Annotated in this window: 28 protein-coding genes and 1 riboswitch; of the genes, 4 read left to right on the top strand and 24 right to left on the bottom strand. The window is 69.2% G+C overall.

All coding sequences use genetic code 11. The features are described 5' to 3' along the window. Position 1: 1 nt before the first annotated feature. The 5 genes from KF887_18975 to KF887_18995 form a co-directional block, all read right to left on the bottom strand. Positions 2–358, bottom strand: coding sequence for a DUF1049 domain-containing protein (locus tag KF887_18975; protein ID QYK43660.1), 357 nt, complete (start codon positions 356–358; stop codon positions 2–4). Positions 359–412: 54 nt separating this feature from the next. Continuing rightward, a complete protein-coding gene (gene ihfB / locus KF887_18980) occupies positions 413–694 on the bottom strand; it encodes an integration host factor subunit beta (GenBank protein QYK41418.1) in 282 nt (93 codons plus the stop codon). A 180-nt stretch (positions 695–874) separates the two neighbouring features. Further along, positions 875–2,557, bottom strand: coding sequence for a 30S ribosomal protein S1 (gene rpsA, locus KF887_18985; GenBank protein QYK41419.1), 1,683 nt, complete (start codon positions 2,555–2,557; stop codon positions 875–877). A gap of 198 nt (positions 2,558–2,755) precedes the next feature. Continuing rightward, positions 2,756–3,265, bottom strand: coding sequence for a glutathione peroxidase (locus tag KF887_18990; GenBank protein QYK43661.1), 510 nt, complete (start codon positions 3,263–3,265; stop codon positions 2,756–2,758). Between the two features lie 81 nt (positions 3,266–3,346). After that, positions 3,347–3,946 carry a cytidylate kinase gene (locus KF887_18995; GenBank protein ID QYK41420.1) on the bottom strand — a complete coding sequence of 200 codons (600 nt, stop codon included), beginning with the start codon at positions 3,944–3,946 and terminating at the stop codon, positions 3,347–3,349. A 125-nt stretch (positions 3,947–4,071) separates the two neighbouring features. On the opposite strand from KF887_18995, the gene bchE reads away from it, so the two are divergent. After that, positions 4,072–5,586: a magnesium-protoporphyrin IX monomethyl ester anaerobic oxidative cyclase gene (bchE, locus tag KF887_19000; protein ID QYK41421.1), complete on the top strand. Its 1,515-nt coding sequence runs from the start codon at positions 4,072–4,074 to the stop codon at positions 5,584–5,586. Here the strand turns inward: bchE and KF887_19005 are convergent. From KF887_19005 to miaB, 13 genes are all read right to left on the bottom strand, one after another. Continuing rightward, positions 5,552–6,064: a hypothetical protein gene (locus tag KF887_19005; GenBank protein ID QYK41422.1), complete on the bottom strand. Its 513-nt coding sequence runs from the start codon at positions 6,062–6,064 to the stop codon at positions 5,552–5,554. The genes bchE and KF887_19005 overlap by 35 nt on opposite strands. Before the next feature lies 1 nt (position 6,065). Beyond that, positions 6,066–7,412 carry a 3-phosphoshikimate 1-carboxyvinyltransferase gene (gene aroA / locus KF887_19010; protein QYK41423.1) on the bottom strand — a complete coding sequence of 449 codons (1,347 nt, stop codon included), beginning with the start codon at positions 7,410–7,412 and terminating at the stop codon, positions 6,066–6,068. A 60-nt stretch (positions 7,413–7,472) separates the two neighbouring features. Next, a complete protein-coding gene (locus KF887_19015) occupies positions 7,473–8,546 on the bottom strand; it encodes an amidohydrolase (GenBank protein QYK41424.1) in 1,074 nt (357 codons plus the stop codon). Between the two features lie 81 nt (positions 8,547–8,627). Then, entirely contained in the window at positions 8,628–9,329 is a 702-nt protein-coding gene (locus KF887_19020) for a tRNA (guanine(46)-N(7))-methyltransferase TrmB (GenBank protein QYK41425.1), read from the bottom strand. Between the two features lie 48 nt (positions 9,330–9,377). Continuing rightward, positions 9,378–11,222, bottom strand: coding sequence for a trypsin-like peptidase domain-containing protein (locus KF887_19025; protein ID QYK41426.1), 1,845 nt, complete (start codon positions 11,220–11,222; stop codon positions 9,378–9,380). Positions 11,223–11,549: 327 nt separating this feature from the next. Further along, positions 11,550–12,728, bottom strand: coding sequence for a methionine adenosyltransferase (gene metK / locus KF887_19030; GenBank protein ID QYK41427.1), 1,179 nt, complete (start codon positions 12,726–12,728; stop codon positions 11,550–11,552). A 6-nt stretch (positions 12,729–12,734) separates the two neighbouring features. Beyond that, positions 12,735–12,782: riboswitch (SAM riboswitch) on the bottom strand. 33 nt (positions 12,783–12,815) lie between these two features. Further along, the gene (gene lnt / locus KF887_19035) at positions 12,816–14,333 is read right to left on the bottom strand and encodes an apolipoprotein N-acyltransferase (protein QYK41428.1); all 1,518 of its coding nucleotides are present in this window, start codon (positions 14,331–14,333) and stop codon (positions 12,816–12,818) included. After that, a complete protein-coding gene (locus KF887_19040; protein ID QYK41429.1) occupies positions 14,330–15,298 on the bottom strand; it encodes a CBS domain-containing protein in 969 nt (322 codons plus the stop codon). Before KF887_19040 ends, lnt begins: the two co-directional genes overlap by 4 nt. 63 nt (positions 15,299–15,361) lie before the next feature. Beyond that, complete coding sequence (ybeY, locus tag KF887_19045; protein QYK41430.1) at positions 15,362–15,868, bottom strand: rRNA maturation RNase YbeY; 507 nt, start codon at positions 15,866–15,868, stop codon at positions 15,362–15,364. Further along, complete coding sequence (locus KF887_19050) at positions 15,852–16,868, bottom strand: PhoH family protein (GenBank protein QYK41431.1); 1,017 nt, start codon at positions 16,866–16,868, stop codon at positions 15,852–15,854. The genes ybeY and KF887_19050 overlap by 17 nt, the downstream gene beginning before the upstream one ends. A gap of 241 nt (positions 16,869–17,109) precedes the next feature. Further along, positions 17,110–17,463 (bottom strand): hypothetical protein, encoded by a 354-nt coding sequence (locus KF887_19055; protein ID QYK41432.1) that lies wholly within the window; start codon positions 17,461–17,463, stop codon positions 17,110–17,112. A gap of 5 nt (positions 17,464–17,468) precedes the next feature. Then, on the bottom strand, positions 17,469–18,017 hold the full coding sequence (locus KF887_19060; GenBank protein ID QYK41433.1) for an OmpA family protein: 549 nt from the start codon (positions 18,015–18,017) through the stop codon (positions 17,469–17,471). Between the two features lie 205 nt (positions 18,018–18,222). After that, the gene (miaB, locus tag KF887_19065) at positions 18,223–19,542 is read right to left on the bottom strand and encodes a tRNA (N6-isopentenyl adenosine(37)-C2)-methylthiotransferase MiaB (GenBank protein QYK41434.1); all 1,320 of its coding nucleotides are present in this window, start codon (positions 19,540–19,542) and stop codon (positions 18,223–18,225) included. A gap of 147 nt (positions 19,543–19,689) precedes the next feature. Between miaB and KF887_19070 the strand changes: the two genes are divergently transcribed. Next, complete coding sequence (locus KF887_19070; protein ID QYK41435.1) at positions 19,690–20,559, top strand: hypothetical protein; 870 nt, start codon at positions 19,690–19,692, stop codon at positions 20,557–20,559. A gap of 58 nt (positions 20,560–20,617) precedes the next feature. Here KF887_19070 and KF887_19075 read toward each other — a convergent pair whose 3' ends face one another. The 4 genes from KF887_19075 to KF887_19090 all read right to left on the bottom strand — a co-directional run bounded on the left by KF887_19075 (position 20,618) and on the right by KF887_19090 (position 23,297). Further along, a complete protein-coding gene (locus tag KF887_19075; GenBank protein ID QYK41436.1) occupies positions 20,618–21,532 on the bottom strand; it encodes a hypothetical protein in 915 nt (304 codons plus the stop codon). Further along, the gene (locus KF887_19080) at positions 21,525–21,917 is read right to left on the bottom strand and encodes a phage holin family protein (GenBank protein ID QYK41437.1); all 393 of its coding nucleotides are present in this window, start codon (positions 21,915–21,917) and stop codon (positions 21,525–21,527) included. The genes KF887_19075 and KF887_19080 overlap by 8 nt, the downstream gene beginning before the upstream one ends. Before the next feature lie 5 nt (positions 21,918–21,922). Beyond that, entirely contained in the window at positions 21,923–22,399 is a 477-nt protein-coding gene (locus KF887_19085; GenBank protein QYK41438.1) for a hypothetical protein, read from the bottom strand. A 166-nt stretch (positions 22,400–22,565) separates the two neighbouring features. Beyond that, complete coding sequence (locus KF887_19090; protein ID QYK41439.1) at positions 22,566–23,297, bottom strand: Crp/Fnr family transcriptional regulator; 732 nt, start codon at positions 23,295–23,297, stop codon at positions 22,566–22,568. 91 nt (positions 23,298–23,388) lie between these two features. Here KF887_19090 and KF887_19095 point away from each other — a divergent pair, with 91 nt between their 5' ends. Then, a complete protein-coding gene (locus KF887_19095; GenBank protein QYK41440.1) occupies positions 23,389–23,760 on the top strand; it encodes a hypothetical protein in 372 nt (123 codons plus the stop codon). Between the two features lie 9 nt (positions 23,761–23,769). Here KF887_19095 and KF887_19100 read toward each other — a convergent pair whose 3' ends face one another. Together KF887_19100 and KF887_19105 are read right to left on the bottom strand one after the other, a co-directional pair. Then, the gene (locus KF887_19100) at positions 23,770–24,255 is read right to left on the bottom strand and encodes a hypothetical protein (GenBank protein ID QYK41441.1); all 486 of its coding nucleotides are present in this window, start codon (positions 24,253–24,255) and stop codon (positions 23,770–23,772) included. A gap of 116 nt (positions 24,256–24,371) precedes the next feature. Next, positions 24,372–25,184: a response regulator gene (locus KF887_19105; GenBank protein QYK41442.1), complete on the bottom strand. Its 813-nt coding sequence runs from the start codon at positions 25,182–25,184 to the stop codon at positions 24,372–24,374. Between the two features lie 42 nt (positions 25,185–25,226). On the opposite strand from KF887_19105, the gene KF887_19110 reads away from it, so the two are divergent. Continuing rightward, positions 25,227–25,457 carry a hypothetical protein gene (locus tag KF887_19110; protein QYK41443.1) on the top strand — a complete coding sequence of 77 codons (231 nt, stop codon included), beginning with the start codon at positions 25,227–25,229 and terminating at the stop codon, positions 25,455–25,457. Positions 25,458–25,465: the final 8 nt, after the last annotated feature.

Raw genomic sequence — 25,465 nt, forward strand, 5'->3', positions numbered from 1 at the left:
ATCAGGACGCCTTCCGCTTCTCCAGCAGCGCCAGAACATCATCCTGCGGCTGGCCCTTGGCGTCGCGCATCGCCGCAAGTTCACGTTCCAGCCGCGACACCTCGCGAATCTTGGAACTGGCGACGCTGCGATGCTTCATCTCGCGCAGCCATTCCCAAAGGAACCCGATCAGCAGGCCGCCGCCAAGCCCGCCAAAGATCACAAGGAACAGCGGCAGCTCGACCGCCCATGTCACCCCGGCCACCGTGGCCAGGTCCGGCGGCAGCGCCCGCAGCACCACGGGGTCGCGGTTGGCCAGCGCCACGGTCACCAGAACCACGGCCAGCACCGCCAGAAAAAGGTATTTGATATAGCGGATCATCCACCCCGTCCCGGATCAGGCCCATGCCCGCCGGGGCGGGACAGGCCGGTTTCACTTGCCGTTCAGCCGGTCGCGCAGCAGCTTTCCGGTCTTGAAGAACGGCACCTTCTTGTCATCCACCTGCACCGCCTCGCCGGTGCGGGGGTTGCGCCCCACCCGCGCCTCGCGCGCCTTGACCGAGAACGCGCCGAAGCCGCGCAGTTCCACCCTGTCGCCCCGCGCCAGGGCCTCGATGATCTCTTCGAAGACCGTGTTCACGATCCGCTCCACATGACGTTGTGTCAGGTGCGGATTCTCGTCAGCGATCTTCTGGATCAGTTCGGAACGGATCATTCGGCAACCCCCCGTTACGGATCGGCGTTCGCATACGCCGTCCTTGTTATTGCCATGGACTATAGGGGGAAATTCCAGAGGCACAAACAGGAAAACCGGCGGGGCCGTGGCCACCGGCAGGAAACGGCAAGGGGCCCCGCACGACGGCGGGGCCCCCTTCGCCAGCCCTGGGGCCGGTTGTCAGCGGCGGTCGCCCTTCAGCGCCGCACCGAGGATGTCGCCCAGCGAGGCGCCCGAGTCGGACGACCCGTACTGCTCGACGGCCTCTTTCTCCTCGGCGATCTCGCGTGCCTTGATCGACAGGCCCAGACGGCGGGTCTTGGGGTCGATGTTGGTCACCCGCACATCCACCTTGTCGCCCTTCTGGAACCGCTCGGGCCGCTGGTCGGCGCGGTCGCGCGACAGGTCGCTGCGGCGGATGAACGACTTCTGGCCGTTGTATTCCACCTCGACCCCGCCTTCCTCGATCGCGGTCACGGTGACGGTGATGATCCCGCCCCGCTTCACGCCGTCGACGGCATCGGTGAAGGTGTCATCGCCCAGCGCCTTGATCGACAGGCTGATGCGTTCCTTCTCCACATCCACCTCGGTGACCGCGGCCTTGACCGTGTCGCCCTTGCGATAGTTCTGGATCGCATCCTCGCCACGCTGGTCCCACGACAGGTCGGACAGGTGAACCATCCCGTCGATGTCGCCATCCAGCCCGACGAACAGGCCGAACTCGGTGATGTTCTTGACCTCGCCCTCGATGGCGGTGCCAACGGGGTGGGTCTCGGCGAACACTTCCCACGGGTTGCGCATGGTCTGCTTCAGGCCAAGGCTCACGCGGCGCTTCTGGCTGTCGATCTCCAGCACCATGACCTCGACCTCTTGCGAGGTCGACACGATCTTGCCGGGATGGACGTTCTTCTTGGTCCAGGACATCTCGGACACGTGGACCAGACCTTCGACACCGGCCTCCAGCTCGACGAACGCGCCGTAGTCGGTGATGTTGGTCACGCGGCCCTTGTGCACCGATTCCAGCGGATACATCTTCTCGACCGAATCCCACGGATCGGCCTGAAGCTGCTTCATCCCCAGGCTGATGCGGTGGGTTTCCTTGTTGATCTTGATGACCTGGACCTTGACGGTCTCGCCGATCGACAGGATCTCCGAGGGATGGTTGACGCGGCGCCAGGCCATGTCAGTGACGTGCAGCAGGCCGTCCACACCGCCCAGGTCCACGAAGGCCCCGTATTCGGTGATGTTCTTGACCACGCCGTCCACCGTCTGACCCTCGTAGAGGTTCGAGATGACCTCGGCGCGCTGCTCGGCCCGCGACTCTTCCAGAATGGCGCGGCGCGAAACGACGATGTTGCCGCGGCGGCGGTCCATCTTGAGGATCTGGAAGGGCTGCTTCATGCCCATCAGCGGGCCGGCATCGCGCACCGGGCGCACGTCGACCTGCGAACCCGGCAGGAACGCGACGGCGCCGCCCAGATCCACGGTAAAGCCGCCCTTGACGCGGCCAAAGATCGCGCCGTCGACGCGCGTCTCGTTGGCATAGGCTTTCTCAAGCCGGTCCCAGGCTTCCTCGCGCTTGGCCTTCTCGCGGCTGACCACCGCCTCGCCGCGGGCGTTTTCCACGCGGTCGAGATAGACTTCCACCTCGTCGCCCACCGAAATGTCGGGGGTTTCGCCGGGGCCTGCGAATTCCTTCAGGTCGACGCGGCCTTCCATCTTGTAGCCCACGTCGATGATGGCCTGTCCCGCCTCGATGGCGATGACGCGGCCCTTGACGACCGTCCCCTCCTGGGGTGTGTCGATTTCAAGGCTCTCCTTCAGCAGGGCCTCGAATTCTTCCATTGTTGCCTTGGCGCACATATGCAGTTGGTCCTTTTCACGGTGTGTCTGGCCAGGCGGTTGGCTCCGCCGGTCTGATGCTTCGCGTCGCCACCGCCCGGGGTTGCGAAAACGACAAAGGGCAGGCGTCGCCGCCAGCCCTGCCCGCCGTTCCCGCCCCTGATCTTCCGTCACGGTGACCGGGCGCCTATACCCGCCCCGCCGCGGCTTCGCAAGCGTTCAGTCCAGCGCCGCCTCGACCGCCGCGCGCACCGGGTCCGACATCGGCGCGACCGAAGGCCCCCAGGTTGCCGCCACCCGTCCGTCGGCGCCGACCAGCACCTTGCTGAAGTTCCAGTTCGGCGCAAAACCGGTCTCGGCCTTGACCCAGGCATAGAACGGATGCGCCCCCTGCCCCTTCACGCCGGTGATATCGGTCATCGGCATGTCCAGGTCGAAGTTCATCGCGCAGAAGTCGCGCACCTCGGCGGCGCTGTCCAGTTCCTGCCGGAAGTCGTCCGAGGGCACCGCCAGAACCACCAGCCCGCGGTCGCGGTAGGCATCGTACAGCGCCTGCAACCCTTCGTACTGCGGGGTAAAGGCGCAAAGCGACGCGGTGTTCACCACCAGCACGGGGCGCCCGGCCCAGTCCGCAAGCGACAGCGTGCCGCCGTCGATCGAGGCGAAGGGCGCATCCGGGGGCGCCGCCTGCGCCCCGCCTCCTGCCGCCCACGCCACCGCCAGACCCATCACCACGCTCCGCATGACCCGTCCTCCCGGTGCCTGTGTGGATACGGCATGCGCGCGATTCGGATCACCCGCGACCGCCGGCTATGCGTGGCGGACGGCGGAAAGCCGCCGCTCCACCTCGGCCACCGCGCGGTCGACCGCCGCCTCGACGCCCATCGCACTGGTGTCGATCAGCACCGCATCCTCGGCCGCGCGCAGCGGCGCATCCGCGCGGCCGGTGTCGCGCGCATCCCGCGCCTGCACCTCGGCCAGAACCTGCGCCTCGTCTCCGCCGACCTCCAGCCAGCGGCGATGCGCCCGCACCTCGGGGCTGGCGGTGACATAAAGCTTCACCTCCGCCTCGGGGCAGATCACCGTGCCGATGTCGCGCCCGTCCAGCACCGCGCCGCCCGGCCTGCGGGCAAAGCGGCGCTGGAAATCCAGCAGCGCGGCGCGGACTTCGGGGATCACGGCCACACGGCTGGCGGCCTGACCGGCCTCCAGCGTGCGCAGGTCGTCGCGCGCCAGGTCGGCGGGCGACAGCCCCCGCGCCGCCGCCACCGGGTCGCCCCCCTTGGCGCCGACCGCGCGATACAGAAGCCCGGTGTCCAGATGCGCAAAGCCGAACCGCGCCGCCACCGCCCGCGCGATGGTGCCCTTGCCCGCCGCCGCCGGTCCGTCGATCGCCACGGTAAAGATCATCTGGCCCGCCTCTGCCGCCCCAAGGGTGGCCGCAGGTCTAGCGCGCGGCGGGGGGCAAGGAAACCCTTGGTTGACCGGGGCGGGGCGGCTTGGCAGGTTGATCCCGAAACGTCCGGGGATGCCTTGTGAAAATTGCCCTCCTGAACCCGCCCCACCGCGCCATCGGATCGCGCGTGCCGGGGGAACTGCTGCCGCCCTTCGGCCTTCTGGCCATCGGCGGGCCGCTGATCGACGCGGGCCATGCGGTGCGGCTGGTGAATGCCGATCTTCAGCCGATGGAGGACGCGCAGATCATCGCGGCGCTGCTGGATGATCCGCCGGATGCGGTGCTGGTGGGGCATTCCGGGTCAACCTCGGCCCATCCGGTGGTCGCGCGGCTGGCGCCCCTGATCCGGGCAGCGCTGCCGGGGGTGCGGATCGTCTATGGCGGGGTTTATCCGAGCTATCATTGGGAAACCGTGCTGCGCGACTGCCCCGATATCGACGTGATCGTGCGGGGCGAGGGCGAGGAAACCGCGCCGCGCCTGATGGCGGCCCTTGCCACGGGGGCTTCACTTGAAACCGTTCCGGGCATCGCCTTTCGCCGGGGCGGCCAGCCCCATGCCACCCCGCCCGCGCCGATTCTGCGCGACTTCGCGGCGGCGCGGATCGGCTGGGAGCTGATCGACTTTGCCGATCACAGCTACTGGGGCGGGCGCCGCGCGGTGATCCACCAGTTTTCACGCGGCTGCCCGCATCCCTGCACCTATTGCGGCCAGCGCGGCTTCTGGACCCGCTGGCGCCACCGCGATCCGGTGGAATTCGCCCGGGAAATCGCCTGGCTCGTGCGCGAGAAGGGGGTGGAACTGGTCAATCTGGCCGATGAGAACCCGACATCCTCGCGCAAGGCGTGGGAGGCGTTCCTGCGCGCCCTGATCGCCGAGGATGTGAAGGTCACCATTATCGGATCGACCCGCGCCGATGACATCGTGCGCGATGCCGATATCCTGCCTCTTTACAAACAGGCGGGCTGCCTGCGCTTTCTTCTGGGGCTGGAAGGCACGGATGAGGCCACGCTGACCGCCGTGCGCAAGGGCGGCTCGCGCCCCAAGGACCGTGAGGCGATCCGGCTTCTGCGGGCGCATGGGATGATCGGGCTTTGCACCTTTGCCGTGGGCTTTGCCGAGGAAACCGATGCCGATTACTGGCGGCTTCTGCGCCAGCTTCTGGCCTATGACCCCGATCAGGTGATGTCGGTCTATGCCACGCCGCACCGCTGGACGCCGTTCTTTGGCCAGTCGGCCGGGCGGCGGGTGGTGCAGACCGACCTGCAGCTGTGGGACTACAAGCATCAGGTGCTTGAAGTGCCGCGCGTCCCGGCCTGGCGGGTGTTCCTCTGGGTCAAGCTGATCGAAGCCTGCCTGCAACTGCGCACGCGCGCACTCTGGCGGGCCTTCGGGCAGAAGGACGCCGAGTTGCGCCACGCGCAGCGCTGGTACACGCGGATGGGGCGGGGCGTCTGGCTGCGGGAATTTGCCGATGCGCTCCGCTTCCGCGCGGTGCCGGGGCCGACGGTGGCCGAGTTCTGGGGCGAGGAGGGCGCGATGGCGGAAGAGGCGCTGGCCCTTACCCCGCGCCGCGCAGCCGCCGCAGGGCGCTGATCCCGACGGCGCCTGCAAAGACCGCCAGCGCCAGCCCGTCCAGCAGCCATTTCGCCACCGTCGCCTGCGAGGCGGCGGCGACCTTCGCCCCGGTCACCTGCTGCGCGGTCAGAAGCGCCGCGACGCGGGCGTTCTCCAGCAGGTCCACCCCCGCGCCGGCCATGGCGACCACCGCCATGATGATCGCCGGCAGGCGCGGCAGCAGAACCGTGAAGGACCAGACCAGAAACAGCGCGAAAAGCGGCGGAAAGACCGTGTCCAGCCGGTGCTGCGCCTCAAGATACATGTCGCGCCCGGCGGGGTTCAGCCGGGTCAGGAAGGCCTGCGCCTCTTCCAGCCCATAGCCCGTCAGGCGGGCATCGAACAGCGCACGGCCCCCGGCGGCGGTTTCAATGGCCGGGCCGGTGACGCCCACCATCAGCGCCCAGACCGCCAGCGTGATGGCGGCCAGCGCCAGATACAGAAGGCGCCCCGTCACCTCAGCCGCGCCGGATGCGGGCGCCAAGCCCGTTCATCAGCCCCTCGAAGATCGGGAAAGAGGTGGCGATCGGGCTGCCGTCGTCCACCGCAACCGGCGATTTCGCCGCCATCCCCGCGACCAGAAAGCTCATCGCGATCCGGTGGTCCAGATGCACCGCGCAGGTCGCCCCGCCCGGCATCCCGCCCGGCCCCATGCCGTGCACGATCAGCGTGTCCTCGTCCTCCTCGACCCGCACGCCGCAGGCTTCCAGCCCGCGCGCCATCGCGTCGATCCGGTCGCTTTCCTTGACCCGCAGTTCCCTGACCCCCCGCATCACCGTGCGGCCATGCGAGAAGGCCGCCACCACCGACAGGATCGGGTATTCGTCGATCATCGACGGCGCCCGCTCCGGCGGCACCTCGATGCCCCGCATCTCGCCCGAGAACCGCACGCGCAGGTCGGCCACCGGCTCCCCCCCCTCCTCGCGCGGGTTCAGGAACTCGATCTCGGCCCCCATCTCGACCAGCGTCAGGTACAGCCCGTTCCGCGTCAGGTTCTGGCTGACCCCCGGCACGGTGATGTCCGACCCCTCGACGATCAGCGCCGCACAGACGGGAAACGCCGCCGAGGACGGATCGCGCGGCACCGCCACCGCCTGCGGCCGCAACTCCGGCTGGCCGGTCAGGGTGATGACATGGCCCTCACCGGTCCTTTCCACCGACAGTTGCGCCCCGAACCCCAGCAGCATCCGTTCCGAATGGTCGCGCGTCGGCTCGCGCTCGATCACCACCGTCTCGCCCGGGGCGTTCAGCCCGGCCAGCAGCACGGCCGATTTCACCTGCGCGCTGGCCACCGGCAGCGCATAGCGCACCGGAACCGGGTTCGCCGCGCCCACCACCGTCATGGGCAGCCGCCCGCCCTGCCGCCCGTAGGCCCGCGTGCCGAACAGCGCCAGCGGGTCCGTCACCCGCCCCATCGGCCGCTTGCGCAGGCTGGCATCCCCGGTGAACGTGGCCGTGATCGGCGTCGTGGCCATCGTCCCCATGATCAGCCGCACGCCGGTGCCCGAATTGCCGCAGTCGATCACGTCCGCAGGCTCGCGGAACCCCCCGACACCCACGCCATCGACCGTCCAGACACCGGCGCCATGCCGCGTGACCCTGGCCCCGAAGGCGCGCATCGCCGATGCCGTGTCCAGCACGTCCTGACCTTCCAGCAGCCCCGATATCCGCGTCTCGCCCACCGCCATGGCACCGAAGATCAGCGACCGGTGGCTGATCGACTTGTCGCCGGGCACCTCGGCCACGCCGCGCAGCGGGCCCCCGGCCCGCGCCGTCATCGGTTGCGCCTCACCATGGCCGGACATGCCGCTTCCCCCTGCGAAAAACTCGCCACGGCACTAGCGCAAGGCCCCGCCGACGTCCAGTCAGCCCGCCGCCTGCGCGGCCTCGCCCAGCCAGACGCGCGGGTTCTCGATGGCGATGCGCCGGAACAGTTCCTCGCCCAGCGCCACCCGCAGCCGGAAACAGACCGCCCGTTCCGAAAGCACCTCCTGCCGGGTCATGTAGAAATCCGATCCGAACAGCACCCGCGCCGCCAGCCGTTCATCCTGCAGGAAGATCTTCAGGAACGGCGCGAAATCCTCGAACTGGAACAGCGTGTAGGAAATGTCGGTCCACAGGTTCGGCCAGTCGCCGCCCTCGATCATCTTGCGGATCGCCACCTGCCAGTTGGCCGCCTGCGCCGCGGCGTCGCGGGGGTCGATGCCTTCGTCCACATAACTGCGCCAGTCCGTCATGCCCCCGAAATGCGCCAGGCAGACCCGCAGGTCCGGGAACCGGTCGCGCACCGGCAACCAGGCCTCGGGCGCCGACCAGGCGTCGCCCTGCGCCGTGCCGATGCCGCGTCCGGCGACACCGCCGCGCGAACAATGCGTCATCACCGGCAGCCCCCGCGCCGCGATCAGCGGATAGACCTCGTCCATCAGCACCGGATGGTCGGGCGGATAGCCCAGCCGGGGATACAGCTTCAGGCCCCGGAACCCCTCGTCCTCGATCCAGCGCCGCACCAGCCCGCCCGCGCCCGGGCGCCGGGGATCGACCGTGACGAAGGGAATCACCGCGCCGCCAAAGCGCGGATCGTCGCGCAGCGCCTTCAGCTCGCGCAGCTGGTCCTCAAGCCCCCGCTCCACCGCGCCATGGCCCGCGTGCTCCATGTCCATCGGCAGCACCACGAACCGCGTGCCACGGGGATAATGCGGAATCACCCGATCCATCACCTCGGCCTGCGTGCCGCGCCCGGCCTCGGTCTGGAACCGGTAGAGCCGGTCCAGCGCCGAACCCCAGCCATGCTGGCCGATCACCCGGCACAGGCCCGCCATCCAGCGGATCAGGAAGGGCATCACCTTGAACGGGCGCAGCGCGCGATGCGGAAAATCCCGCGGCACATGCGCGGCGGTAAAGGTATGGACATGGCAGTTGGTGATGCAGTCCTCGGCCATCGCACGCCCCCCGGCAATATTCGGGGCAGCCTAGCACAACCAAGGCGCGAAAATCATCCACCCATGTCGCAGGACATCCGCCTAGAGTGCCCCGGCCCGCCGGAAGGTCAGGTAATGCGGCACCCGCCCCTCGCGCAGCGCCTTCTGCTCATAGCGGGTCGACAGCCAGTCATCCCAGGCCACACCGCCCCCGGCCACCAGGTCGAACCCCGCCCGGGGCACCTCGTCCAGCGTCTGGCGCACATAGTCGGGAATGTCGGTCGCCACCCGGAACTCGGCCCCCGCCCGCATCACCCGCGCCAGCGCGCCCAGATAGCCCGGCGTCACGAAACGGCGCCGGTGGTGCCGCGCCTTGGGCCAGGGATCGGGATAGTTGAGAAACGCCTTGGCCACGCCGCCGCCGGGCAGCACGTCCAGCAGGTCGCGCACGTCGCCCGGATGGATCGCCACGTTCCCCGCCTCGCCGGCGCGCAGCTTGCCCAGGCACATCGCGATGCCGTTCACGAAGGGCTCTGCCCCGATCAGGAAGGCATCGGGGTTGCGCGCCGCCTGATGCACCAGATGCTCGCCGCCGCCGAACCCCACCTCCAGCCAGACCGGCCGCCCCCGCGCCAGCCCCGCAAGGTCCAGCATGGCGCGGCCGGGGTTCTCCTCCACCGTCACGCCGCGCAGGCGGAACCGGTCAAGGTCCTCGGCCAGATAGGTCTTCTGGCTCTGCCGCAGCGTCTTGCCATGGACGCGGCCATAGAAATTGCGGCGCTCGGGTGTGCTGGGGGCGGTCATGCCGCGCCCGCTATCCGCCCGCCCCCCCGCCGTCAAGCGCCAAGCCCCCTAGGGCCGGGGCGGCGTCATCGGCCGCAGCGACGCCAGCATCCCCTCCAGCAGCGGCACCGCCATGCCGCGCCCCTCGCTGTCCTTGGCCGAATGCACGGCCAGCACCCGGCCGGTTTCCATGTCGATCACCGGCGCGCCGGAATGCCCGGGAAAGGTCGTCGCGTCATGCACCAGGCGGTCGCTGGCCGATCCCGGCGCGGCGATGATCCGGCCCAGACCGGCCAGCCGCGTTCCGGTCGCGCGCTCCGGCCAGCCCGCCGGGGCCGCCGCCCAGGCCGAAAGCAGCGCGGCGCCGGAATCGACCGGATAGCCGACGATGCCGATGGCACGCCCGGCGACCGCCGCGCCGGGGCTGTCGGCCAGGTCCAGCGGCGCCGGAGTGTCCGGCAGCGTCGGCAGATGCAGCACGGCCAGACCGCCCGCCGGCGTCTCCAGCAGGGTCACGGCGGCCACGCGGTGCACCTCGCCCGGCTCGCGCGGATTGGCCGACAGGGTAAATCCCCCCAGCGTCGCACTGGTGACCGCGGCCTGCATCACCTCGGCCACCTCCCTGGTGGTCATGACCAGGCCGGGCCCCACCACGAAACCGGTCCCAACCAGCGGGTTTTCCCGCCCCGCCACGATCACCGCCCCGGTCGCCGCCGATGCCGCCCCGAACACCGCGCCGGTCCTTTCTTGCGGCAGCGCCTGCCACGACCGCGTCAGGATCGCCTTCAGGGTCGGGCTGGCCAGCGTCGGCGCGAACAGCGTTCCGGGGTCGGGCGACGTCGCGGCGGCGGCCACCCGTTCGCGCTCCTGCGCGCGCTCGCGCTCCTGCTCCTTCACCAGTTCGGCCAGCGCCTCGTCGAATGACCTGCCCTGCTGGATCTGCGCGGCGATGAAGGTGCTTTCCTTCGCGGTCACCGCATCCGCCTCGGTCGCGGCTGGATCGAGCGAGATGAGCGAGGCGCGCAGCCGGTAGACCTCGGCAAAGGTCACCTTCTGCGCATGCAGCCGGTCCACCAGACCGCGCGCCCGGCCCAGGCGCAGCAGGTCGCCCTCGACCAGCCCGCCGGGCGCGGCGGCCCGGTCCACCAGGTCCCGCCAGATCAGCGCCGCCGTCACCCAGTCGCAATACTGCGTCCGGCGGACCCAGCGGATCGTGCTGGCCTCGGGCTGGACCGCCTGCGCCCAGATCATCGCACAGGCAATCGCGGTGGCCAGTTCGTCCTCGTTCGTGGCGGTGTCGAACGCCATCAGCCGGGCGGTCTCCCCCGGCAGATGCGCCGGTTGCGGCGCGCCCGCCCAGTTCAGCATGGCCACCGGCGCCGCGCCGTCCTTGCCCGCCACCACCGTTCCCGCGATCTGGTCCGACGAATAGACCGACTTGCGCAGCGCCCCCAGGATGCGGCCGAAATCGACGCCCTGCACGTTGATCTCCAGCGGTGTCTCGCCCTCGCGGGTCAGCGCCGGGGTGCCCTCCAGCGATGGCACCACCTGCCCGCCGCCGCGCTCGGCGGCGACCTCGCGCGCGCGCTGCGCGGCAAGGTCGCGGAAGAACCGGTTCAGCGAGGCATAGCGTTCGCGGATGCGATGGCCCAGCGCCTCGGCCCGCACGTCGTCGGGCTTGCCCTCGATCGAGTATTTCAGCGGCCCGATGGTCGTGGGCGGCCGTGCCCAAAGCCCCTCCAGCTCGCGCAGCAGGAACATCGCCGCCGTCACCAGCACGGCGGAATAGAGCACCCGCACGACCGTCACATTGGCCAGCGGCCGCGCGGCGCTTCCCGCCAGCCCGCCCAGAACCAGCACGCCCGATACGGCCACGACCGCCAGTATCACGCCGAACACGATGCGCGCATCCATGGGCATTCCCATCAAGGCCAAGGCACGGATCGCAGGTTCCGCCGCGCCATGGCTCCTGTCAAAGGGGCCGACGCGGATTTGACGGATGCGGGGACGCAAACCGGCCCGGGGGCGCGCCAGTGCATGCCGCGCGGTCAGACACCGCGCGTTGCGTTAACCCCGCCCCCGGGGCGCGGCCTGTCGGGACGGATGCCATACGCGGAACCGACGCGGGCGGGACGGGAAACCGACGCGGGTTTCCGGGGAAAATCAGGCGTTAACACATGATTCGCCGCGCCCCGCGCCGGAATGGCGCGGAACGCGGCGAATGCAGTGTCCCGGGGTCGGTCAGGCGGTGCGCTCGACTTCCTTGCGCAGCGCCTCGGCCAGATCGGTGCGTTCCCAGCTGAACCCGCCATCCGCCTCGGGCGCCCGCCCGAAATGGCCATAGGCCGAGGTGCGGGCATAGATCGGCTTGTTCAGTTCCAGGTGGCGGCGGATGCCCAGCGGCGTCAGCCCCATCACCTCGCCCACGGCGCGCTCGATCACCTGCGCCTCCGCCTGTCCGGTGCCATGCGTGTCGACATAGATCGACAGCGGCTTGGCCACCCCGATGGCATAGGAAAGCTGCAGCGTGCAGCGGTCGGCAAGTCCTGCCGCCACAACGTTTTTCGCCAGATAGCGGGCGGCATAGGCCGCGCTGCGGTCAACCTTGGTCGGGTCTTTCCCGCTGAACGCGCCGCCACCATGGGGGGCCGCACCACCATAGGTATCGACGATGATCTTGCGCCCGGTCAGCCCGGCGTCGCCATCCGGCCCGCCGATCACGAAGCAGCCGGTCGGGTTGACCCACCATTCGGTCTTGTCGGTGATCCAGCCCGACGGCAGGACCTCGCGGATGTAGGGCTCGACAATGGCGCGCACGTCGTCCGAGGTCTGGTCCTCGCTGGCGTGCTGCGTCGACAGCACGATCGACGTCACCTCGACCGGCTTGCCATCCTCATAACGCAATGAAATCTGCGACTTGGCATCCGGGCGCAGGCTCGGCTCCTGCCCCGATTTCCGCACCTCGGCCAGCCGCCGGAGGATCGCGTGGGAATACTGGATCGGCGCCGGCATCAGCTCCGGCGTCTCGCGGCAGGCATAGCCGAACATGATGCCCTGGTCGCCCGCGCCGTCGCGGTCCACCCCCTGCGCGATATGCGCCGACTGGCCGTGCAGGTAGTTGTGGACCTTCACCGACTTCCAGTGGAACTTGTCCTGCTCGTACCCGATGTCCCTGACGCAGTCGCGGACGATGTCCTCGACCCGGCGCATCATCTCTTTCAGGTGCTTCTTCTTCGAAAGCCCCACCTCGCCGCCGACCACCACACGATTGGTTGTGGCAAAGGTCTCGCAGGCCACACGGGCATGGGGTTCTGCCGACAGGAAGGCATCCAGAACCGCGTCGGAAATGCGGTCACAGACCTTGTCGGGGTGGCCCTCCGAGACGGACTCGGAAGTGAAGACATAGTTCAGACGGGACATGGGAAGCGCTCCATTGTGTCAATCCGCCACGCCAGGAAGCCGTTGTGACGGTGTGATGCATCGCGCTAGCGCCTTGTTGGGTGAACGTCAATCCCGCCGCCGCCGCGACACCGCAAAGGCCATGGCGGCGCACCCTGCCCACAACAGCCAGAAGGGCGTCTCGCCGTATCGCGCGTAAATCGTGGGCGGTGCGGCAACCGGCAGCGTCAGGTCTCGGGCGGCGCGGACGCCCAGCGGAATGGTGGCCACCACCCCACCCCTTGCGTCGATCACCGCCGAGACCCCCGTATTGGCGACCCTGACAAGGGGAAGCCCCTGCTCGACCGCCCGCAACCGCGCCTGGGCAAGGTGCTGGTAGGGCCCGGTCAGGGTGCCGAACCAGGCGTCGTTGGTGATCTGCAGAATCCAGTCGGCCCGCCCGCCCGGCGCCCGCAGCGCGGCGGGAAACACCGCTTCGTAGCAGATCAGCGGCAGCACCCGCCCCAGCCCCGGCCCAAGGTCCAGCAGCGCGGGGCCCGGCCCGGCCGAATAGCCATGCCCCTCCTGCGCGGCAAAGGCCCTCAGGCCGAACCACGCGAACAGAAGATCGCCCATCGGCATGTATTCGCCAAAGGGAACAAGGTGATGCTTGTCATAGACTGCGCCGACACCGCCATCCGGCCCGATCACGGCAAGGCTGTTCCACGCCCGCCATCCGCCATCGCTGCGCTGCGCCCCCACGGCCACGGGCGCCCCGCCCCCGGCCTCGGCGATCAGCGCCAGGGCGCCCGGCGCGCTGTCCAGCACATAGGGCAGCGCCGTTTCGGGCCAGATCACCAGGTCCGGCACGGGCGCGCCCGGATTGCCCCGGGTCAGGTCAAGCGCGACGTCCAGGTGTCGGCGCGCAAGATCGGCATCCCATTTCAGGTGCTGTTCGGCATGCGGCTGGACCAGCCGCAGGACAGGCGCATCGGGCGGCGGCGCCGGCACATCCGCCAGCCGAACCGAACCCCAGACCCACAGACCGGCCACCATGGCCGCCGCCGCCCCGCCGCCCCGCCACCGGAACGCCACCGGCAGCGCCGCCGCCACCGCGGCGATCAGCGTCAGACCGTTCGCCCCCACATGGGCCGCCGCCTGCATCACCGGCGTCCCGATCCAGACATGGCCGGGCAGCGCCCAGGGAAAGCCGGTCAGGACGACCCCGCGCGCCGCCTCGACCGCCGTCAGGGCCAGCGCAAAGCCCATGGCACGCGCGGCAACACCTTGCAATCGCGCGGACATCCATCCCGCGACCGCCCAGAACAAGGCCAGCCCGAAAGCCATCAGGACCACCGCAAGGGGCGCCATCCAGCCATGCCGGGGGGCATCCACCAGAAACGGCTCGACGATCCAGGAAAGGCCAAGCCCGAAGTGGCCGGCCCCCGCCCAAAGCGCCAGTGCCGCAGCCTGCCGCGGCGTCGCGGCCCGGGCAACGGCAAGCGTCAGAACGGACAGGGCGGGCAGCGCCAGCCACCAGAAGGACAGCGGCGCCTGTCCGGTCGCCGCCACCGCGCCAAGCCCGAAGGCAGCGCCCCGCAGCGGCCAGCCCGACAGGGGCAGGCTGGCCAGGGGCAGCGCCCTCATGCCCCTTCGGCGACCGCCGGGGCGGGGGCAGGCTCGGGCGCGGGGACCTGCGCGGCAGCGCCGGGCAGCCGGATGCGCAACCGCTTGATGCGCCGCGCGTCGGCGTCGATCACCTCGAACTCGGCGCCGCTTTCATGCGGCACCACCTCGCCCCGGGCCGGAACCCGGCCGGTGCGCAGGAACACCAGGCCGCCGACGGTGTCGATATCCTCATCATCCTCGCCCACACGCAGCCGCAAGCCCATGGCGGCCTCCAGCTCTTCCAGCGGCGCGATGGCCTGGGCCACGAAGACGCCGGGCTTCTCGGACTTCCACAGGGCGCCCTCGTCCTCGTCGTGCTCGTCCTCGATCTCGCCGATCACCGTCTCGATCAGGTCCTCGATCGTCACCAGCCCGTCGACACCGCCATATTCGTCGATGACCAGGGCCATGTGCACCCGCTCGCGCTGCATCTTCTGCAGCAGCACGCCCACCGGCATCGAGGGCGGGGCATAGAGGATCGGGCGCAGCAGCTTCTTCAGCCCGAACCGGCCACCGGTGCCGAACCCGTGCGTCAGGGCCAGGTCCTTCAGCAGCACCAGACCCTGCGGATGGTCCAGCGTGCCCTTGTAGACCGGCAGGCGCGAGAAGCCATGCTTGCGGAACACCTCGACCAGGTCGTCGCGGCCGATATCCAGCGGCACGGCGATGATGTCGACCTTCGGGATCGAGACGTCGTCGACCCGCAGGCGGCGCAGGTTGGCCATGCCATGGGCGGGGGCGGCCGGCCCGCCTGGCGTCGCGACGGCCGGGCCTTCCGGCACCGGCGCGGCGGGCTGTGCGGGGCCCAGCACCTTGAGAAGTCGGCTGATCAATCCCCGCTGATCGCTGCGGCCCCGTGGTCGGGGCTGAATCTGCGGAGGCTCGGCGGTTTCGGGATCCGGCGCGCGGCGCGCTGCCGTAGATCCGTCGCTGGTACTGCCCATGGGTCCTTTTCCGTCTGGTGGCGCCGTCCGGGCGCCTCGGTTCGTGCTCGCGGTCAGATGGGATCACGCATAGGGATCGGCAACCCCGAGACTGCGCAGAATACGCACCTCGGTGCCTTCCATCAATTCCGCATCCGACTCGGTCTCATGGTCATAGCCCAGCAGATGCAAGGTTGCATGAACGATCAGATGCGTGACGTGGTCCGCCATGGCCTTTCCCTGCGCGCCCGCCTCACGCGCGCAGGTGTCCCAGGCGATGGCGATGTCACCCAGCACCCAGGGGTCACCGGCCTCGCCCGGCAGGGGGCGGGCGGGTTCACGCCCGACATTCCCGTCCGACAGGTCCTCGGAAGGCCAGGACAGCACGTTCGTGGGCGCGGGCTTTCCCCTGAAATCGGCGTTCAGCGCGGCGATGCGGGCATCGTCGCAGCCCATCAGGCTGATCTGGAACCCCTCGGGCGCCAGCCCCCGGTCGGCCAGAACCGCCCGCACCGCCCCTTCGGCCAGCAGTCCAAGCCCGGCGGTTTCCCACCGGGCATCCTCGATCACCGTATCAACCAGCGGCTCCATCGTCGGCCTCATAGGCCTCGATGATGCGGGCCACAAGCGGATGGCGCACCACATCCTTCGCGGTGAAGTAGTTGAACGATACGCCGCGCACCCCTTTCAGGATGCGCTCGGCATCGGCCAGACCGCTCGCCGTGCCGCGCGGCAGGTCCACCTGCGTGCGGTCGCCGGTGATCACCATGCGGCTGCCCTCGCCCAGGCGGGTCAGGAACATCTTCATCTGCATGGTGGTGGCGTTCTGCGCCTCGTCCAGCACCACGAAGGCGCCCGACAGCGTGCGCCCGCGCATGAAGGCCAGCGGAGCGATCTCGATCCGCTTTTCCTCCATCAGCTTCTGCACCTGCTTCTGCGGCAGGAAATCGTTCAGCGCGTCGTAAAGCGGCTGCATGTAGGGGTCGATCTTGTCCTTCATGTCGCCAGGCAGGAACCCAAGCCGCTCGCCCGCCTCGACGGCCGGGCGACTCAGGATGATGCGCTCGACCGCCCCTGAGATGAGCATCGTCACGCCCACCGCCACGGCAAGATAGGTCTTGCCCGTCCCCGCAGGCCCGATGCCGAAGGCCAGTTCGTTGTCGAACAGGTTCTTGACATAGGCCTTCTGCGCCTCGGTCCGGGGTTCGATGGGCTTGCGCCGGGTGCGCAGTTCGTACTTGCCACCCTGGAACATCTCGATCTGCTCGCCGTCGGCGGGCATGGCCGCCACCGGCCGGCCCAGACGGATGGCGCCGTCGATGTCGCCGGCGACCACGCCCCGCCCCGCCTCAAGCCGGGCATAGAGCGAGCGCAGCACCGCGGCGGCCTGCTCCCGTGCGCTTCTCTCTCCGATGATGGCAAGCCTGTTGCCCCTTGGCAGGATGTGCACCCCCGTCTGGTGTTCGATCTGCGCCAGGTTGCGGTCATACTCGCCGCAGAGCGCCTTCATCAGCCGGTTGTCGGGAAATTCCAGAAGCGTTTCCACAACATCATCGGCGGCGGTCGGGGGGGTCAGCGCACTGATGCCCAATGGGGTCTCCTTGTTGCAGGGCCGTAAGGCGAATCTGCGCCCGCATCCGGGCGCTGGCAAGCGGCATGTACCGCATGATCCGAAGATGGCGCGGAAACGTGCCGGTTCGATGACAAACCGGGCAGATCGTCGGGCGGCAACGATGCGCCGCGCGAAGCCTGCCGCGATGCGAAAGGGCCGCAGCGCTGGCTGCGGCCCCCGACCGAAGATTTCGACATGTGGTGCCCTGCGGCGACCTGCATCAGCGACGGCTGGTGCCCGGCACGTAGTCGCGAATACCGGCGTCGCGGGTCTGGTAATCCTTGACCACGGCGCCCGGCGGGAAGTGGTTGTTGCAGACCGGCAGGCCCGACACCGGATCGTAGCGGGGCGTCGAATAGCCCTCGACCCCATCATCCGCGATCCAGTTCTGGCAGCCGTCCGGGTCGTAGGCGATGGCGAACCCGCCGTTGCGCAGGCTGATGTTGTCGCGGCCCGTATCGCGGGCCGTGGCGATCACCGTGTTCGGATTCTCGACATAGGGCGTCAGGCCGCCTTCACAGGCGGACAGCGCGAGGGCGCCCAGAAGCGCCGCAGGGGCGAAGCGGATGTTCATGTTTTTCACCACCGGTAGCAGACGACTTCGACGCGACGGTTCTTTTGCATACCGGCCGCCGTGGAATTGGTGGCGATCGGCTGACGCTCGCCATAACCGATCTCGCGCTCGACTACCGCGCCGACCGACCGGGCGACCTGCGCCACCGAACGCGCACGGCGCTCGGACAGGCGCATGTTGTACTCATCCGAGGCGCGGCTGTCGGTGTGGCCGTAGATCGCGTAGCCAAAGGCGCCCGCCGTCTGGAAGAAGTGCTGCAGCCGGGCGCGGCCGTGGGCCGTCAGGTGGTGGCTGTCGGTCGCGAACAGCGTGTCGGTGTTTTCCACCAGGCAGGTGTTCTTTTTCAGGCAGACCGGCTTGCCCGTCTTCGGGTTGCGCCGCGGCACCATGTAGCCTTCCAGGCCACCGTCCGCCCACCAGTGCATGCAGCCGTCGTCGTCGATCCAGGCGCCCCATTCGATCACGCCGACCTGGCGCGGCTTGGTCTGGGCCTCGGCGGGCACCGCGCCCACGGCACAGACCGCCAAGGCTGCGGCGGCCATCGCACCCCGCATGGCCGTAGTCATTCCCCTGATCAAGGCAGCACCCCCGGAAGCTTATTTGGACACTATATGATGTTGAGGAAAATTTTGGCACCGCAGATGGCAGGTTGTAAAGCAGAATATGGCGGTATCGGGGCCGCATCGCCCTAATTGTTGCGGATACGTCGATTGTGCGGCCCGTCGCGGCAGCATTGGTGACGCAACGGAAACGTCAGAGTCAGGCCAGCCGGTCCGCTGCCAGCGAGTTCGGCGCCGAAGCCCTTATGCGTACCCGCACAAGTTGTCCTGCGGCGCCCTGCGGATCAACCACATGCACCGCGTGCAGGTGTTCCGACTTGCCAACCCATTGCCCCGGCATGCGACCCGGCTTTTCATAGAGCACGGTTGTCTCGCGTCCGACCATCCCCGCCTGCGCCGCCTGCTGCTGCGCGGAGACGAGCGCTTGCAGCCGCTGCAGCCGGTCGTCCGCGATCTCTGCGGCAACCGGGGCCTTTTCCGCCGCCGGGGTTCCCGGCCGCGCCGAGTACTTGAAGCTGAACGCGGCCCCGAAGCCCACGGCCCGGATCAGCGCCATCGTCGCCTCGAAATCCGCATCCGTCTCGCCCGGAAAGCCCACGATGAAATCCGACGACAGAAGGATGTCGGGCCGGGCCGCGCGGATGCGTTCGACCAGGCGCAGGTAGTCCGCCGCCCGATGCTTGCGGTTCATCGCCTTCAGGATCCGGTCCGACCCCGACTGCACCGGCAGGTGCAGATAGGGCATCAGCTTGGGTTCATCGCCATGCGCCGCGATCAGGTCGTCGGACATGTCGTTGGGATGGCTTGTGGTATAGCGGAGACGGTCGATCCCCTCCACCTGCGCCAGTGCCCGCACCAGCCGGCCAAGGCCCCATTCGCCGCCCTCGCCCGCGCCGTGCCAGGCATTGACGTTCTGCCCCAGCAGCGTGACCTCGCGCACGCCCTGCGCGGCCAGCCGCTCCGCCTCGGCCAGGATGCGGGCGACCGGGCGGCTGACCTCGGCGCCCCGGGTATAGGGCACGACGCAGAACGCGCAGAACTTGTCGCAGCCTTCCTGGACGGTGACAAAGGCGGTGGGCCCCCGCATCATCCGCCGTTCCGGCAGGTGGTCGAACTTGTCTTCGGGGGGAAATTCGGTGTCGATGGCCCGCCCGCCGTCCGCCGCCTGTCGCATCATGCCGGGCAGCCGGTGATAGCTCTGCGGCCCGACGACCAGATCGACCAGCGGCATCCGCCGCACGATCTCGGCCCCCTCGGCCTGCGCGACGCAACCCGCCACGGCGATCTTCATCGCGGGATTGGCCTGCTTCAGGGGTTTCAGGCGCCCGAGGTCGGAGTACAGCTTTTCGGAAGCCTTCTCGCGGATGTGGCAGGTGTTCAGGATCACCAGGTCCGCGCCCTCGGCGCTGTCGGAGGCGACATAGCCCTCGCCACCCATGACTTCGGCCATGCGCTCGCTGTCATGCACGTTCATCTGGCAGCCGTAGGTCTTGACGAACAGCTTCTTCGGCGTGGTCATGGCAAGGTCCGGTGTCAGGATCAGCCCGGGGTTCTACACCTTCACCACCCGCGCGGCAACCAAGGCGCCGATGCGGGTTTGACCGCAGGGAAAAATTCAACGATTCTGGGGCATGACGCGAAGGATCGCGCGAAACGGGGGCAACCGATGCGGCACGACAGCCTGACGGCCTATCTGGCAGATGCCGCGGGACGCGGGGTCAAGGGCCCGCTGGCGCTGATCATGGCCGAGGACGGGACCGAGCTTGACGGCACCATCGCCCACCACCTGCGCGCGGGGTTTGCCGAGGTGGCGCTGCTTGCCCCGGCGGGGATCGAGCCGGCGCAGCCGGAACTGCCGCGCCTGCATCTCGTCCGGCTTGATGTCCATGCCGAGGCCGCGATGACCAGGGCGGTCAACGCTGCCATCGAGGCGCTGCCCGGCCGCTGGATCTACTACGGATACAACGCCGAATACCTGTTCTTTCCGTTCTGCGAGACACGGAATGTCCGGGAACTCATCGCCTTCCATGCCGAGGAGCGGCGCGATGCCTTCCTCGCCTATGTGATCGACCTCTATGCCGGCGATCTGTCGGCCTATCCCGACGCGGTTTCGCCCACCGAGGCGCTGCTCGACCGATCAGGCTACTATGCCCTCGGGCGGCCCGATCCTGCGAACCACAACCATCCGAAGGAACGTCAGCTGGATTTCTTCGGCGGCCTGCGCTGGCGGTTCGAGGAACATGTGCCCCCCGCGCGGCGCAAGATCGACCGCATCGCGCTGTTCCGCGCCAAGCCCGGGCTGGCCCTGCGCGAGGATTTCACCTTCACGGACGAGGAATACAACACCTACGCCTGCCCCTGGCACAACAACATCACCACCGCCGTGATGAGCTTCCGCACCGCCAAGGCGCTGCGTTCCAATCCGGGGTCCAAGTTCGACATCCGCGATTTCCGGTGGCGCAACTCGACTGCGTTCCAGTGGAACAGTCAGCAACTGATGGACCTTGGCCTGATGGAGCCCGGCCAGTGGTTCTGACCGGTTCCTGAAGGGCACCGCCCCCGACGCCGGGGGGCGGGCCAAAGCGCCCGGCAGGTCAGCCCTCGGGGTCGATGATGGCGCGCGCCGTCTCGGCCACCCGGCCTGTCGCGCGGCGCATGTCCTCCCTCAGGTCGGCAGCGAGGTTTTCGGCAAGCACCTCTGCGCGGCCGCGCTCCTCGTCCAGCACGCGGCGGGCCTCGGCCAGCAGCGCCTCGCGCGGTGCCGCAAGGGTCCGCCGTTCGGCATCCGTCACGGGGAAGGCCGATGCCAGCGCCGCCCCCGCCCCCGCCGCGACGGCGGCGGTGGCCAACGGAAAATCCTCGGCCATCCGCGCCAGCATCTCGCGCACCGTATTGGCCTGCCGTGCCTGGAAGGCCGCCTTGCGGGCCTGCGCGATGCGGTCCTGGGCCGCCTCGGACAGACCGTCGAGATCCTTGCGGAACACCCGGGCAAGATCGGCCGCCCGGTCGGCCAGCACCTGCGCCCGGTCGCGGGCGATGTCGGCCGCCGGGGCCAGGGCCCGGGCCGCCGCGCGGTCAAGCACCGCCAGTGCCTCTCGGGCGCGCTTGCCGATCCCCTCGGCCTCGGCCATCCAGTCGTCGCGCGGCGCCGGGGCCGCGCGAGGATCGGGCGAGACAGGTCCGCCCTCATCCTCCCACCGGCTGATCGCCTCGAACTTCGTTCCGGCCAGCGGATCGGGGGCGGGTGCATCCGGGGCGCGGCGGCGGCCGAAGGCAAGGCACGCGACCCCCGCGAGCATCAGCGCGACGCCCGCAGGGTTGTCACGCACCGCCCGGTCGACCGCGCGCAGCGGCGGCCCCGCATGGCGCCGAATCGCGGCCGCACCGTCGGACACCAGGCTGTCGAGGTTCAGCCGGTCGCGCAGAGCGGCAACCGACGCGGCCAGTTCCGCCCGGTCACGGGTGACGCGGGCCTCGATGGAATGCGGGTCTGTGCGATCATCAAGCATCTGATTTCACCATTCGTTCAAGGGTTTCCACATCCCGCGCAAGACTGCGAAGGATACGCTGCGGAGCCAGGTTCCGGGCCGAAAGGCGGCGCAGGCCGAGGCTGGCGCACAGCACGGCAAGCGCGGCAAAGCCCGCTGCGGTTGCCGCAGCGGCCGCCGCCGGTGACAGCCCGGCAGCGACCAGTCCGGCCCCGATTGCCGCCGCAGCGGCGATCAGCGCGACCAGACCCAGCACGACACCGGCGACCACCAGGGCGACGCCGGCGGCGGCCGTCCGCACGGTGCGCGCGGCCTCGGCCCGTGCCAGCGCGATCTCGCCGCGGACCAGCCGAGACAGGTCGGCCAGAACGCGGGCCAGAAGGTCGGCCAGGGGATCGCGCGGCACCGGCATCAGGCCGAGGTCTGCGGCAGGCGGCGGGTCGGTTCGGCGCGCAGCAGGCGCACGAGCGCAAAGCCCGCAAGCGCCGCACCCACGGCGCAGGCGCCGGGATGGCGGCGGGCAAAGGCGCGGGCGTCCGTCAGCAGTGTCGAGACGTCCTGCCGCGCGATCCCGCCCGCAACATCCGAGATGCCGCCCGCGAGCGTGTTCAGCGACCGGGCCTGCAAGCTGTCGGGCGCCGCGTCGGACGCGGCGTTGCGCAGTCCGCTGGCCAGCCGGTCGCCCGCATCGGACAGCGCCACCTTGGCGCCATCGGCACGCTTCACCGCCGCATCCCCCACGACATGCAGCGCCTCGACCGCCTTGTCCTGGGCCTCGGACACGGCCGCGCCCGCGGCGGCCCGGGTTGCCATTGCGGCAGCGGCGATCTTTTCGCCCGCGGCGTGGCGCAGTTCCTCGGCGGTGGCGGTCCTGGATTGGTCCTTCATTGCGTTCTCCTTGCGACAAGGCGGAACCGCCCCGCGCAACGCGCGCGCAGCCGCGATCCCGGGTGTGGGCGGTTTGGGGCGCCTGCGCGTATCGCGCAAACGGCGCATCGTTCATGAATCTACAACGCGCGAAGGGCGGCCCCGGTTCCCGCGCCGAACGGTCGCATCACAGGATCGGGCGGGTCTCCTCGCGCTGATCCGTCAGGCCGGCGATCGCGGCAAGTCGCACCGGATCAAGCAGTGTCAGCCGACCCTCGGCCCAGATGGCCAGCCCGGCCCGGCGCAACCGGGCCATGGTCTTGTTGGTATGCACCAGCGAAAGCCCCAGGGCATCGGCCAGATCCTGCTGGCGGAAGGGCAGGGGCACGGTCGCATCCTGCGCCAGACCGACCGCCGCCAGCCGCCGCCACATCCGCATCAGCGCCCAGGCGACCCGTTCGATGGCGTCGCGCTGCCCCAGCGTGGCGATGGTCTCGCCCAGGAAATGCTCCTCGACCGCCGCGATCCAGGTCAGGTCATAGGCGCGCTCGGGCTGATCGCGGAACAGTTCCCACAGCCGCGCCCGCGAGAAACTGCACAACGTCATCGGCGCGGCGGCCTGCACGGTGTGCTTGCCCTCGCCCATCAGCCCGGCCTGCAGCCCGACGAAATCGCCCGGAAATACAAAGTTGATCACTTGCCGCCGGCCGTCCTGCAGCAGCACCGACCGCGTGGCCATGCCGGACAAGACCGTGAACAGCCGGGGCGACATCTCGCCCTCGTGAAGGACGATGTCGCCGCGCTGCGCGGTGATCTCGCCGGCCTTGAAATCCTGCATGAAGGCGAGTTCGGCGGTGCTGAACGGCACGAACAGCCTGCGCTGTCGCAGCGGGCAGAGGGCGCAGTCGGTGGCGGGCATCGGGCATGTCCTTGCGTCAACTATGTCGCAGTTTAATGCGCGGGGGCCCGAACCGGTTCCATATGCGCGTTCAACATGGCGGAGGTGTGGAATGGGCGTGCGGACCTATCTGGTGGCTGAGCCTGTCGCGCTGATCGCGGAGGATCTGGCGGGCAGCATCCGCGAGTGCGATGCAACGGCCGAGATCATCATGGCGCCGCCGGGGCCGGGGTTGGCGGCACTCGTTCCGGAAGGGACGGCGCTGCACATGGCGTTCCTGCACCTCGATCTTGCCGATCCGCAGGCGCCGGTCATCCTCGGCGCGATGCAGGCACGGGGTGCGCGGGTGGTGCTGCTTGGCCAGACGGCGGGCCCGGAAACGAACGATCTGGCGGTGCTGGACTTTCCCTTTGCGCATGACAGCGTCGCGCGGGTTCTGTGCGACCGGGCGCAAACGGCCCCGGGCGTGGTGCCCGGGGCCTGAAATGCAGCGTCAGTCCAGGCGCTGCACGATGTTGTCGGCATAGGCCTCGACAAGGGCACGATAGGCCTCGGGCGTGTCGATGGTCGATACCACGACCGGCGTGCCGTCGGCGGCGACCATCTGCGGTGCCCCCTGCAGCGACAGCGACAGGTCATAGACGTTGTCGTTGCGCCCATCGGTGGGGTCGGTCACGATCACCCGTCCGACCAGCACGGCATCGGACAGGTTGTAGGTGCGCTCGAACGCGTTCGCGAGTTCGATCTCGCGGATCAGCACGCGGATCTTGGCGCCTTCCTCGGCGGTGCGGTCGACGATCCGGGTCAGGATCGCGGCCTCGAGGTCGGTCTCCAGGTTGACCCAATAGGCCGCGGCCCGCTCGTTCTGGATTGCGGTGATGTCGGTGACCACTTCAACCTCGGCCACGCGTTCGACGCTGGCAAGCGCCGAACCCGTCATCGCGGCAAGCGCTGCGGCAAGTGCGGTGGTGCGGATCATGGGATCCTCCTTCCTCTGCGTTTCAGACGGCCCGGTCTGCCGGGCCTCGTGCATGCGAAACGCAGGCCACCCCGCCGGGGTTCCCCCGCCCGCGTCGCGGCCGGGGGAACGTGGCGTCACGCCGCCAGGGGTTCGGTCGAGGCAAAGAACATCGCCTGGCTGACCGCCGAGCGAACCTGATCCTCGGTGAAGGGCTTGGTGATCAGGAAGGCCGGTTCCGGCCGCTGGCCCGTCAGCAGACGCTCGGGGAAGGCGGTGATGAAGATCACCGGCGTATCCGCGAAACGCGCCAGGATGTCGTTGACCGCATCGATCCCCGATGAATTGTCGGCCAGCTGGATGTCGGCAAGAATCAGGTCGGGCCGGTCCCGCAGGGCAAGCGCCACCGCCTCGTCCCGGGTGCGCGCCGTCCCGGTCACCTTGTGTCCGATTCCCTGCACGATATCCACGATGTCCATCGCGATGATCGCCTCGTCCTCGATCACCATCACCCGGCCGGCGACGGTGCTTTCCATCTCTTCCACGGCCACCGCGATCAGGTGCGTGGCCTCGTCGGTGTCGATCTGCATGATCGCCGCGATGTCGCGATGGCTGAACCCCTCGATGACATGCAGCAGCAGCGCCTCGCGAGAATGCGGCGTCAGGCGGGCCATGTGGGCCTGCGCCCGGGCCGACATGGCGCTGTCCGGATCGCCCAGCGGCGCCCCGGCACTGGCCCAGACCAGATGGAACGCATGGAACAGCGCCACCTTGGGGTCGTCGGCGGCCTGCATGACCTTCATGTCCTCCAGAAGCGCCTCCAGCGTTGCTGCCGCGAAACGGTCGCCGCTGTCCTGACTGCCGGTGATGGCGCGGGCGTAGCGGCGCAGGTAGGGAAGGTTGCGGGCAATGGCGGCCGTCAGGCTGTCGGCGTCGGACGCACTCATCATGTCGCTCCTGATTTTTTTGCGTGTCGTGCGGAACCAACGCGGATGTGGAGCGTTCGGTTCCGGGGGAAGCGTGGAAAGGTGAAAAAATTGTCCGGGGACATATCTGACAAGGCCGAACGGCCAAACCGGGGTGCGCGCAACGTCGCGACGCCCCTGGCACGCGAGATCGACGAGAACCTGAAGCGGGTCTACCAGGCCGCGCTCAGCGAGGAGGTCCCCGACAGGTTCCGCCTGCTGCTGGCGCAGCTGCGCGAGAAGGAGGGAAAATCGTGACGGAAACC

It is taken from the genome of Paracoccaceae bacterium (assembly GCA_019454225.1).
GTDB lineage: Bacteria > Pseudomonadota > Alphaproteobacteria > Rhodobacterales > Rhodobacteraceae.